At 67.5% G+C, this 11,434-nt stretch carries 10 protein-coding genes and 1 pseudogene; 3 read left to right on the forward strand and 8 right to left on the reverse strand.

All coding sequences use genetic code 11. The annotated features are described in order from the left end of the window. Nucleotides 1–86 precede the first annotated feature (86 nt). Nucleotides 87–1,601, forward strand: coding sequence for a hypothetical protein (locus DTS01S_RS12850; protein ID WP_061287842.1), 1,515 nt, complete (start codon nt 87–89; stop codon nt 1,599–1,601). A gap of 117 nt (nt 1,602–1,718) precedes the next feature. Further along, a complete protein-coding gene (locus tag DTS01S_RS12855; RefSeq protein ID WP_061287843.1) occupies nt 1,719–2,339 on the forward strand; it encodes a glutathione S-transferase family protein in 621 nt (206 codons plus the stop codon). A gap of 99 nt (nt 2,340–2,438) precedes the next feature. Here DTS01S_RS12855 and DTS01S_RS31450 read toward each other — a convergent pair. Together DTS01S_RS31450 and DTS01S_RS12865 are read right to left on the reverse strand one after the other, a co-directional pair. Further along, nucleotides 2,439–2,711, reverse strand: a pseudogene (locus tag DTS01S_RS31450) (type II toxin-antitoxin system YafQ family toxin); the annotation flags it as partial. Next, nucleotides 2,711–3,007, reverse strand: coding sequence for a type II toxin-antitoxin system RelB/DinJ family antitoxin (locus DTS01S_RS12865; RefSeq protein ID WP_061287845.1), 297 nt, complete (start codon nt 3,005–3,007; stop codon nt 2,711–2,713). The gene DTS01S_RS12865 and the pseudogene DTS01S_RS31450, both read right to left, overlap by 1 nt. A gap of 262 nt (nt 3,008–3,269) precedes the next feature. Between DTS01S_RS12865 and DTS01S_RS12870 the strand changes: the two genes are divergently transcribed. Next, nucleotides 3,270–3,524, forward strand: a complete 255-nt coding sequence (locus tag DTS01S_RS12870) for a hypothetical protein (protein WP_061287846.1) — start codon at nt 3,270–3,272, stop codon at nt 3,522–3,524. Between the two features lie 34 nt (nt 3,525–3,558). Here DTS01S_RS12870 and DTS01S_RS12875 read toward each other — a convergent pair whose 3' ends face one another. The 6 genes from DTS01S_RS12875 to DTS01S_RS12900 all read right to left on the reverse strand — a co-directional run bounded on the left by DTS01S_RS12875 (nt 3,559) and on the right by DTS01S_RS12900 (nt 11,423). Further along, nucleotides 3,559–4,365, reverse strand: a complete 807-nt coding sequence (locus tag DTS01S_RS12875; RefSeq protein ID WP_046986773.1) for a tetratricopeptide repeat protein — start codon at nt 4,363–4,365, stop codon at nt 3,559–3,561. 32 nt (nt 4,366–4,397) lie between these two features. After that, nucleotides 4,398–5,042: a hypothetical protein gene (locus tag DTS01S_RS12880; protein WP_016451378.1), complete on the reverse strand. Its 645-nt coding sequence runs from the start codon at nt 5,040–5,042 to the stop codon at nt 4,398–4,400. A 318-nt stretch (nt 5,043–5,360) separates the two neighbouring features. Continuing rightward, nucleotides 5,361–6,338, reverse strand: a complete 978-nt coding sequence (locus tag DTS01S_RS12885) for a DUF808 domain-containing protein (RefSeq protein ID WP_016449189.1) — start codon at nt 6,336–6,338, stop codon at nt 5,361–5,363. Nucleotides 6,339–6,463: 125 nt separating this feature from the next. After that, nucleotides 6,464–7,696 carry a VWA domain-containing protein gene (locus tag DTS01S_RS12890; protein WP_016449188.1) on the reverse strand — a complete coding sequence of 411 codons (1,233 nt, stop codon included), beginning with the start codon at nt 7,694–7,696 and terminating at the stop codon, nt 6,464–6,466. Continuing rightward, nucleotides 7,693–10,278 (reverse strand): DUF5682 family protein, encoded by a 2,586-nt coding sequence (locus tag DTS01S_RS12895; RefSeq protein ID WP_061287847.1) that lies wholly within the window; start codon nt 10,276–10,278, stop codon nt 7,693–7,695. Before DTS01S_RS12895 ends, DTS01S_RS12890 begins: the two co-directional genes overlap by 4 nt. Nucleotides 10,279–10,340: 62 nt before the next feature. Then, entirely contained in the window at nt 10,341–11,423 is a 1,083-nt protein-coding gene (locus DTS01S_RS12900; RefSeq protein WP_016449186.1) for an AAA family ATPase, read from the reverse strand. Between the last annotated feature and the right edge of the window lie 11 nt (nt 11,424–11,434).

The following is an 11,434-nucleotide window of genomic DNA, read 5'->3' on the forward strand; positions in this document are numbered from 1 at the left end:
CAGCCGCGCACCACGCCATCGACTTGACATTTCGCCCAGTCCACACCGCGCTCTGCTGGCGACAATCAGGTCTTTGAAAGGCGCGCATGCACTACGGCAAATCCCAGGCCATTGGAGACAAGAGCATCTTCATCATCGACACCGCCATGAGCGTGGTCGATGGCCGGCTCTACTACGAGTACTGCAACAAGGGGGACAGCACAACGTCCTTTCTGCGCGCCGTTGATGTGGCCACCGGCAACGTGCTCTGGGACCACCGCATGCGCGAGAGCGAGGGCATGTCGTGGTTCGTGGACGAGCGGCATCTGATGCTCTGCGACCAGGTGCTTGATGCCCGCACCGGCGAATGCCTGTTCGACTTCCATGCCGTGCCGGGCATGCAGGCCAGGCATTGGCCCGTTCCCGTGGAGCTGGACGCGCATCGCTGGCTCGTCGCGATGGAGGAGAGCAGTCCCGAGGGCCGCTATCTGCTGCTGGACCGTCGCACCTGGCAGGGCAGCACGCTGGCGCTGGGCCTGCAGGGTGCGTTTGTGCTGGAGGGGGCGGTCTACGGCTGGATCGTCCACCCTGAGCGCTCGGAGCTGCGGCGCTGGCATGAAACCGACGGGCACACCGAGCATGTGCTATGGGTGGACAGTGCCCGCGACCTGTACTCGCCCGCCATTGCAGGCGCGTGGGCCGTGTTCGGCCCCGGCAGCAGAGACCACGTGGACATCGATGCACCCTGGCTTCGCATCCATCCTTGCAGCGGCGAAGTCCTGGCCATCACACCTCCCGTTCAACCTGACGATGAGCGCCGGCATGTGCATGCCCAGCGGGCAGCGCATCGTGACGGCGTGGTCTATTTCTGCTTTGCACGCCAGGGCATGTATGGCTATGACATTCGCAGCAACCGTTTCGGACCGTGCCTGTCGCCTACCCATGTCAGCGCGCCGCAATGCCATGCCGGCGTCCTTTATGGAATACAGGACAGGCACGAGGACGGCATGGAGCGGGCCTATCTTGTCGCCGTGGACCCGGACACCGGCGCCCCGCTTTGGGAAACCCCGTGCAGCAGCCGCAACTACAGGCATCTGAGCGTGAGCGAATGCGGTGTCTTTCTGGGCATTGCGGGCGGCAAAATCCAGCACCTTCCGCCAGCGGGCCGCAGGCGCAGCACCCCAACGGCAGAGCCTGCCAAACGCGCCGAAAGCGCCAAGGCCGCCACCCGGCCGGTACGCACCGTGCCGCCCGAGTCTCCCTATGCACACATGCTGGACGACATGCCCACGCTGCTCGATGCCCTGCAGGCGCGCGCCTGCGCGCAGAGCCCGGATAGCACCCTCACGGCCGTGGCCTTCTCCAAGCCCTGGGCCATGGTGGCCTGCATCGAATATGGCGAGGACCCCGACTTCCCCCATCTGCGTCTGCTGGATCTGCAAACCGATGCCTGGATCGCGCTCGACTGCAACGACCTGATCGACGCACCCATGATTGAAGGCATCACGTTCGTGGATGGCCAGGACGGGAAGCTGGACCTGCTACTGCATGACGGCGGCCGCCACACCATCCACATTGACCTGCCCGCACGCACCGTGCGCTGGAATGCCGAGCAGGCATAGGACAAGACAACGATGCCGCTTGCACGACCGTGCAATCCGCACTAAGTTGGAGGGCCGGTCCGGCCATCGGCGCCGACGGCAGAATCTGCCCGTATCCCACTCCTACCCGTCTCTTTCATGACCACCCTCAAGCTCTACTACGCTCCCGGCACCTGCGCCCTGGCCGCCCGCATCGCCCTGATCGAGGCCAATGCGCCCCATGAAGTCGTCAAGCTCGATTTCTCCAAGGGCGAGCAGCGCAGCCCCGAATACCTGGCCATCAATCCCAAGGGCCGCGTGCCCGCCCTGGTGACCGAGCGCGGCGTGCTCACCGAAACGCCGGCCCTGCTCGCCTATATTGCCCGGCGCTTTCCCGAAGCCCGGCTTGCCCCGCTGGACGATGCCTATGCCTTCGCCCACATGCAGGAGTTCCACGGCTACCTGTCCTCCACCGTGCACGTGGCCCACGCCCACGGCCGGCGCGCAGGCCGCTGGGCCGATGACGAGGCGGCCATTACCTCCATGCAGCGTAAGGTAGCAGCCAACATGGTCGAATGCTTTGGCGTGATAGAGCGCCATTACCTGGGCGACGCGCCCTGGGTGCTGGGCGCCGACTATTCCGTGGCCGACGCCTATCTGTTCACCATCGCCGGCTGGCTGGAAGGCGACGGCGTGGACATCGCCGGCTTCCCCAAGGTTCAGGCACATTTCAAGCGCATGGGCGAGCGCGCTGCCGTGCGCGGGGCGCTGGGGAGCTGAGAGGGGGAGGCTGCCTGCGGCCTGCGATGGCCGCGGGCAGCCAAACAGATCGCTGTGGGTTCCAAGGCGCTTGAAGATGACGATCTCCATGTCCTTGGCTTCGGGATGCGGATCAATGCGGTAGATCAGCAGGAAGTCGCCCCCCAGATGAATATCCCGATCGCCCGCGTCCCATTCATCGTCGGCGATCAAGGCGTGATCGCTCCACTGCGCCGACAGCACCTGCTGCACCGTGTGGGCGATGAGCAGGCCGCCGACCTGGTTCACCAGAGCCATGTCGTAGCGGCCTGATGCCGCCATGCGCTGGTAGTCCTTCTTGAAGGTCTTGGTGTACGCGATGGTGCGCAGCCTGTAGCCCTTCTTGCCGGCCATCAGGCTTCATCCTTTTCCAGGGCCCGCAGCATGGCTTCAACCGAGGCATGTCCAGGTTCACCGCCTCTGGCGATTTCTCTCGCCTCCAAAGTGGCCTGCCGGTTTGTCTCGCGACGCAGCCGCATCGCCTGCACCTGCTCCGCAGTCAGCCGCAGGTCAAAGGGAATCCCGTTGTGCAGCACAACGCCCTGCAGAAACATGCGCACGGCGGCGTTCACATCCATGCCCAGCGTAGAAAGTATGTCGGCAGCGCTGTCGTAGATCTTGTCATCCACAGTAGTACGGATGATGGTCATCTTTTGCTCCTTTGAGGTCACTTGCCGACCTATTCTAGGCAATCTCAAATCAACTGTTGCTGCGACCTTCCACACGCATTCACTTGCAAAAGCAAAAAACCAGACAGCCATTCGTAAATTTCCCTTGGCAGTCCACCAAGCCCCGGGCCTCTACCGCCGTCCCCAAGCCTTGCCTACAGTCGCCAGGACAGGCAGGGGCGTTGCACAAGGCGACGCCTTCTCGCCATTCCAGAAACGACGGATTCAGACGACAGGGTGGAGCATGCAAAGACAAGCCAGGGTGATTGCCATCAACAACCAGACGGGGCTCATCGGCCTGCAGCCGGAGGGAGAGGACAGCTGCGTGCTGGCGCAGCAACTCGATACCCGCCCCGTGAATACGGGCCAGATGCTGTCAGGGGAGATGGACAGCGTGGGTATGGAGACGTTTGTGGACGCGCAAACGCAGGACCGCATCGAGGTCTTTGTCGAGGCCTACGGGTTGTCTGCGGAGGCCGTGGAGCTCGCCCTGCGCTGAGCGGGCTGCAGGGCGGAATGTGCAGGTGCCAGCGTCAAGGCCGCGCCCACTGCGCCAGCGTGTGCCGCGCCAGGGCCTCGACATCCAGCGGAGACTGCGGGTCTAACGCAAGCTCTCCCAGCATCACCATGGCCTCTGGGATCTGGTTGCGTTCGCGCAGCACCATGGCCTTGTTCAGGAGCAGAAAGCCGCGGGTCTCGGCATCGGGGTCGGCCTTCAGGCCGCTGTCCAGCAGGGCAAGGCATTGGTCGGGGTCGTCCTCCATCAGGGCGGCTGTCTTCCAGGCGGGGGCGAAGCCAGGGGTTTCGCGGGTCATGGCCAGGGCGGCCTGGCGCACCTTGCTCCTGTCGGTCTCCCACTCCAGGGCGAGGTAGCGCAGATAGGTGCCTTGCGGGAGCTTGCCATCGCGCTCCATGCGCAGGCTGTGCACGGCCGTCTTGGCCATGAAGAAACCCCTGGGAGCCATTGCATCCACGCGCCGGTAGTGGCGATAGGCCGCATCGAAGTCCTTTTGCAGCAGGTAGGTGAATGCGGCGTCGTAGACGGGATAAGGCCAGTCCGGCGCCAGCTTCGAGGCGGTCTCGAAATGCGCCAGCGCAGCCCGGTTGTCACCGCGCTGCCCTGCGGCGCGGCCCAGGGCATGGGCATCGCGCGCCGCCTGGCTGACGGGTGTGGCGCGGGGCAGTTCCCAGCTGAAACGGCCATCGGCCTTGTCCAGGTCGCTGCGCTTGAGCACGCGGCCGGCACTGTCCTTGAAGACGATGTCGTCGGCTGCCATGGCGGGCGCTGGCGCCAGCAGCTGCAGTGCAAGGGCCATGGCGGCAAGCAAGGGGAGCTTCATGGTGTGCTGAGCTTGGTTCGGGAAAGCCGATATTAGGGCGCAGAAGCAGACGCAGACGCAGACGCAGGAGCGGAGCCGGCAGAAGGGGATTCACCTGCAGGCCTGCCAGTTGAGGGGGCCGTGGCGGCGGCACGCCTTCCCCTGCCCCTGGCGCGCGGACGGGCAAGGTGATTCATTTGCCATTCCAGCGATTCGGTATCGAAGTCGAAGGCATCCAGCAGGGCAATGGCTTTCCTGGCCTCCCTGAAGTCCACTTCCGTGACGGGCGGACTGTGCCGCAGCGACAGATCGTGCTTGAGCAGCCATTGCTGCAGATCGGCCAGCGCGACGATGGAGATGCCCTGGTTGATGAGCTGTGACGCGGTGACTTGCGCCAGCATGGCCGGCGTCAGTTGCCTGCAGGAGCGCAGGCCCAGGACCTGCCTGAGCTTGGCCACCAGGGGAGTGCGCAGCTCGAACTGGGGCAGGCTCTCGAAATGGGCCAGGGATTCGAGGTACAGGTCCGGCTCCGCATGTATGGCGTCCAGGTCGTTGGGCAGATTCAGCAGTTCGCAGATGCGATTGAGGGCGGTGCGTGCGCGTTCGGTGCCGAGTTTCTCGGCCTTGCCCGCTTGCGCGACCGAGCAGCCGGCGATGACGGAGCGCAGCACATTGGCCTTGGTGAGATTGGAAATCATGGAATCCCCCTGATGAAAATCCAGGGACCCGCGCGGAATCAGCTTCAGCCGCCCGGTCCCGACAATGGCTCTGGCGCGGCGATGGGCCGTTCACGGAACCTCGGAGGCCTGCAGGCGCAAGTGCATTGCGCCGCCGCCAAGGGACAGGAGGACGCCAGGCCTTGCAGAGTTCCAGGGGAAATGCACGTGCTTGCGCCCACAGTCAAATGCAATGCGCTGAGGTGCAAATTCCATGCAGATTCCATCGAAAAGGGGGCCTGACGGCCCCCCTGGTGTGCTCTGCCGGCTGCAGCCCCGGCAGGCCTTGCTTGCGGCGACTCAGCGGCGGCGCAGGCGCTTGATGCCTTCGACAGCCGCCAGCACGATGGCGCCGGCCACGATGCCGGCCACCGCGTTGAGCACATTCACCGCCAGCACGCGCCACAGGCCGCCCAGCGCGCCCTGGGCCACGGCATCGCCCAGGCCCTCCACGGCGTGGTGCAGCGCAGGCACGCCGTGCACGAGGATGCCGCCACCCACCAGGAACATGGCGGCCGTGCCCGCAACGGACAGCCCCTTCATGAGCCAGGGCGCGGCGGCGACGATGCCCCGGCCCAGCGCGCGGGCCGCGGCGCTGGCACGCTGGCCCAGCCACAGTCCCAGGTCATCGAGCTTGACGATGCCGGCCACCAGGCCATAGACGCCCAAGGTCATGATGAGGGCAATGCCCGCCAGCACGGCGACCTGCTGCCCGAACGGCGCCGAGGCCACGGTGCCCAGGGTAATGGCGATGATCTCGGCCGAGAGGATGAAGTCGGTGCGCACGGCGCCCTTGATCTTGTCCTTTTCCATGGCGACGAGATCGACGCTCGCATCGGCATTGGCCTGGGTGAGGCGCTCGCGCTCCACGGCATCTTCCTCGGGCGAATGCAGGAATTTGTGGGCCAGCTTCTCGCAACCCTCAAAGCACAGAAAGGCGCCGCCGACCATGAGCAGCGGCGTGACAGCCCAGGGAATGAAGGCGCTGATGAGCAGCGCCGTCGGCACGAGGATGACCTTGTTGACCAGCGAGCCCTTGGCCACGGCCCAGACCACGGGAATCTCGCGCTCGGCGCGCACGCCCGTGACCTGCTGGGCGTTGAGGGCCAGGTCATCGCCCAGCACGCCGGCCGTCTTCTGCGCAGCCACCTTGGTCATGACGGACACATCGTCGGCCATGGCCACGCTCTTGCGGGCCGCGACCTTGGTCATGAGGGCCACGTCGTCAAGGATCGCGGCAATATCGTCAAGCAGCATCAGCAAACCAGCACCAGCCATCGCGTTTCTCCAGTGAATTGTTGGGGGGCCTTGCGGCCTGGGCGCCATCATGGGGCACGGGCATGTCCTGCCCGTGTAGGAGAGGCCCGGCGGCCGGCCGGGCCACCGGCCTGAGCGGCCATCCGCTACTTGCTTGTCTTGAAGCCCTGCCCTGCCGCCCAGGCCGCCACGTCGTCGCGGCGGATGGCGGCGGCCATGAGCTGCGGGAAGGCGTCCGGCGTGCAGGCAAACGAGGGCACGCCCAGCGCGGCCAGCTTGGCGGCCAATTGTGCATCGTAGGCAGGCGCGCCTTCGTCGCTGAGCGCCAGCAGCGTGATGAACTGCACGCCCGACTCCACCAGCTCGGAGGCACGTCGCAGCAGGCCGCTTTCCACGCCGCCTTCGTAGAGGTCGGAGATGAGCACGACGATGGCATTGCGCGGCTCGCTGATCAGGCCCTGGCAGTAGCCCACGGCGCGGTTGATGTCGGTGCCGCCGCCCAGTTGCACGCCGAACAGCACGTCCACGGGGTCGGAGAGCTTGTCGGTCAGGTCCACCACCGCCGTGTCGAAGACCACCAGACGGGTAGCGACGGCCGGCAGGCTGGCCATGACGGCACCGAAGATGCTGGAGTAGACGACGGAGTTGGCCATGGAGCCGCTCTGGTCTATGCACAGGATGACTTCGCGCTGCGGGCGGCGGACCTTGCGGCCGTAGCCGACCAGGGTCTCGGGCACGATGGTGCGGTAGTCGGGCTGCCAGTGGCGCAGGTTGGCGCGGATGGTGCGGTTCCAGTCGATCTCGGAATGGCGCGGGCGGCGGTTGCGCTGGCTGCGGTCCAGCGCGCCCGAGACGGCGCTGCGCATGGGCTCTTCCAGGCGGCGCATGAGGTCGTCCACCACCTTGCGCACGACGATGCGCGCGGTCTCCTTGGTGTTCTGCGGGATGACGGAGCCCAGGGAGATGAGGTCGGCCACCATGTGCACGTCGGGCTGCACATGCTCCAGCATTTCGGGCTGGAGCATGAGTTCGCGCAGGTTCAGGCGCTCCATGGCGTCGCGCTGCATGACCTGCACGACCTGGCTGGGAAAGTACTTGCGGATGTCGCCCAGCCAGCGGGCCACGCTGGGCGAGGAATTGCCCCGGCCGCCCCGGCGCGAGAGGCTGCCGTCCTTGTTGTCTTCTTCGTAGAGCGCGGCCAGGGCCTTGTCCATCTCTTCGAGGGAGCCGCCCTTGGCGCCCAGCCCGCCGCAGCTGCCCTCGGCCGGCTGGCCCAGCACCAGGCGCCAGCGCTGCAGCCGGTTGGTGGGCTGGACAGCGGGGTCCTGCGGATCGGCGTCGGCAAGGGATGCATCGTTCACGGTGGCAGCGGTGTTCATGGCTGGGCCTCCTGCGGGCTGGACAGCAGTTGCGCGGGCAGGTTCAGGCCCAGCAGTTGATCGAGTACGGGAAGGGCAAGCACGGCGCGCGCCTCGTTCCAGGCGCCGTCGTCACCGCCGCCTGCCGCGCCTGCGGCACCTGCGGATGCAGCCGCCACGACGGCCGCACTGCCCTGCCCTCGCCGGGCCTTTTCGCCCAGGCTCTGGCGGTCATGGTTGGAGAAGGCCGAGAAGCTGCGGCGCACCAGCGGCAGGATCTGGGTGAACTGGGTCTCGCCCAGCTGGGCCAGCCAGGCATCGACGGCGCCCCAGATGGCGTCGTCGTGCAGCAGCACCAGGGCCTGGCGGTTGAGAAAGCCGTCCAGCCAGGCGGCAGCGTCCAGCGGCGGCACGCCCAGCGAGAGATTGCGGCCCAGTTGCGTGGCCACGGCCTCGCTGTCCAGGCGGTGGGCATCCAGCAGCAGGCGGCAGGACGTGCCGCGCAGCAGGGCCGCGCCGGCGTCGCCCAGGGCAATGCTGCGCAGGGCGCCGAACCAGACCTCGCGCGGCTCCTCGGCATCGCGCAGGCGCAGGGCCTCGTGGGCCTGCAGCACCGTGGCCTGCATGTGCCTTGCGGCGTCTTCATCCAGCGCCATGCAGGCCAGGGGCAGGCCGATGGCGGCACGCAGCGCCATGCTGTCGATCACCGTGGCCAGCGCCTGGGTGTCGGTCTGGCGCACGCTGCCGTAGCGCAGCACATTGGCCAGCGGCGGCAGCGCCTGCATGAGCTGGGAAACGTCGCCGGTGCTGGCAGAGCGGTCGGCCAGGTCGTGCATGAGGGCATCGACCAGGTGCGGCAGGTCGGCCAGCAGGGCGTCGTCGATGGTCTTGGCCAGCTCGGGCAGCGGTGTCTCGGGCGTCAGCGCCTGGCGCACCTTGGCGGCTGCAGCCTGCACCAGGGTGCCGCCGTAGCGGCTGGCCTCGATGACGCGCACGGCCAGCTCGGGCTCCCACTGCAGCTGCCAGCTTTCGCGGAAGGTGCCCCGGTTGCGCTGCTGGTCGGTGGTGACGCTGCCCCACTCTATGCCCAGCAGGCGCAGCCGGTGCAGGAAGTGGCTGCGGTCGCGGTCCGTGTCCTTGCGCAGGTCCAGGGCCAGGACCTTGGCGGCCGCCTCGGGCTTGAGGCGCAGGCCTTTTTGCTGCTGCTCGATGTCGCGCTGCAGCGGCACCTGGGGCACGTCGGCGGGCACGCCGCCGATGCGGTCGCCCACGCTGAGTTCGCGCTCGATCAGGCGCAGCGGAGCGCGCTCGCCCATGCTGATGACGGTGACGATGGCCTCGTCCAGCTCGGGCAGGCCCGGGCTGGCGTGGCCGCGCAGGGCGGCCAGGCTTTCGGCCAGGCGCGTGGCCTCGATGATGTGGGCGCTGGAGCAGTCCAGGTCCTTGGAACGCAGCAGATGGGCCACGCGCGCCAGCCAGCCGACGGTGCGCGGGGTGCTGGCGCGTGCCGGGTCGGCAGCAGGTGCGGACTGGAGCAAGGACTCGGGCGCAGGCTCGGAGCAGCGCCACAGGTGTTCATACCAGCCCGGCGAATCCACGCCCGCTCCATAGCCGCTGGACGAGCACAGGTTGCGGTAGGTCCAGGGCGCCCAGGTGGCCTGGACCTTGGCCTTGGGCAGGCCCTTGAGCGTGGCGGCATCGGCCTTGGCGGTGACCTGGGCCTGCAGGGCCGGCACATGCCATGCGCCGCAGACCACGGCAATGCGCTGGTGGCCGGCCTTGACGGCCTCGCGCATGCACTGGCGCATCCAGGCTTCGCGCAGCGCCTCGCGCCGGGCGTGGCGTTCTCCGCGCACTTCGTTGGGCAGCTCGGCGCGCACCACGGCCATGGCTTCGGCAATGCCCTCGAACAGGGTGGCGCCGTCGCCGCGCTCCTCGACCATGCGGTTCCACCAGCTTTCGCCGTCGGGGTAGCCTGCGGCCTCGGCCAGCAGGTCCAGCGGATCGCGCCAGTCCCGCCTGCCGGAGTCCGAGGGATCGACGGCGAGGTCGGCAGCCGGCACGGACTGCGTGGTGTCGTCGCGGTCCAGGGCCTCGGCGGCATTGCTCTGGAGCTGGCTGCCGTCTGCCGCAGCGGCGCCGGGGTCGGAGCCGGTGTCGGCATCTGCATCTGCATCTGCATCCTGGCCTTCATCGCCCGCATCCTCGCCCGCATCGCCTGCATCTGCTGCCGCCGCCTCGGCCCGGCGCCGCTCCTGCTCGGCCATGTCCAGCGCCATGCGGTGGGTCTGGGGCAGGTCGATGAAGCGCGTGGCCACGCCCTGGCGCGCCGCCCATTGCAGGGCCTGCCATTCGGGCGAGAACTCGGCGTAGGGATAGAAGGCGGCATGGGCCGGGCTGTCCTGCACATAGACCAGCATGGCCACGGGCGGCTGCAGGTCGGCATGCTGCAGCATGGGCAGCAGGGACTCGCCCTCGGGCGGGCCTTCGACCAGCAGGCAGTCGGGCTGCAGCTGCTCCAGGGCCTGCAGCAGGCTGCGCGCGCAGCCCGGGCCATGGTGGCGGATGCCGAAGAAATGAAGCGGATTGGCAGAGGTGGCCATACGGGAAGTGCGCAGGAGATGCGCAGAAGATGCGGTCGGTCAGCGGTGCGGGAGTGCGGGCTTCAGAGCTGCTCGCGGCAGGCGCGGTACAGGTCCTTCCAGTCGCTGCGCTCCTTGACCACGGTCTCCAGGTATTCCTTCCAGACCACGCTGTCCTGCACCGGGTCCTTGATCACGGCGCCCAGCAGGCCCGAGGCCACATCGCCCGCGCGCAGCACGCCGTCGCCGAAATGCCCGGCCAGCGCCATGCCGCTGTTGATGACCGAGATGGCCTCGGCCGTGGACAGCGTGCTGCTGGGCGACTTCACGCGCACGGTCTTGCCGTCCTCGGTCTGGCCGTTGCGCAGCTCGCGGAAGATCTGCACCACCCGGCGCACTTCCTGCAGGGCCGGCGGCTCGGCGGGCAGGGCCAGGGCGCGGCCCTGCTCGGCCACGCGCTTGGTGACGATCTGCACTTCCTCGTCCTGCGATGCCGGCACGGGCAGGACCACGGTGTTGAAGCGGCGCTTGAGCGCGCTGGACAGCTCGTTCACGCCCTTGTCGCGGTTGTTGGCCGTGGCGATGACCGAGAAGCCCTGCACGGCCTGCACCTCGGTGCCCAGCTCGGGCACGGGCAGGGTCTTTTCAGACAGCACGGTGATCAGCGTGTCCTGCACGTCGGCCGGGATGCGGGTCAGCTCTTCGATGCGGGCGATCTTGCCCAGCTTCATGGCGTTGACCAGGGGGCTGGGAATCAGCGCCTTCTCGGACGGGCCATGGGCCAGCAGCTGCGCGTAGTTCCAGCCGTAGCGCAGCTGCTCCTCGCTGGTGCCGGCCGTGCCCTGCACCAGCATGGTGGAGTCGCCGCTGACGGCGGCCGACAGGTGCTCGGACACCCAGGACTTGGCCGTGCCCGGCACGCCGTACAGCAGCAGGGCGCGGTCGGTGGCCAGGGTGGAGACGGCGATTTCCATCAGGCGCGGATTGCCGATGTACTTGGGGCTGACCTCGAAGCCGTTGCCGAGCTTGCCGCCCATCAGGTACTGGAGCACGGCCCAGGGCGACAGCTTCCAGTTGGGCGGACGCGGACGGTCGTCCACCTTGCGCAGGGCTTCGAGTTCTTCGGCGAATTGCTGTTCGGCATGCTGGCGCAGGACTTGGCTCATGGTGTGCTTCC

The organism is Delftia tsuruhatensis NBRC 16741 (genome assembly GCF_001571325.1).
Lineage (GTDB): Bacteria > Pseudomonadota > Gammaproteobacteria > Burkholderiales > Burkholderiaceae_C > Comamonas > Comamonas tsuruhatensis.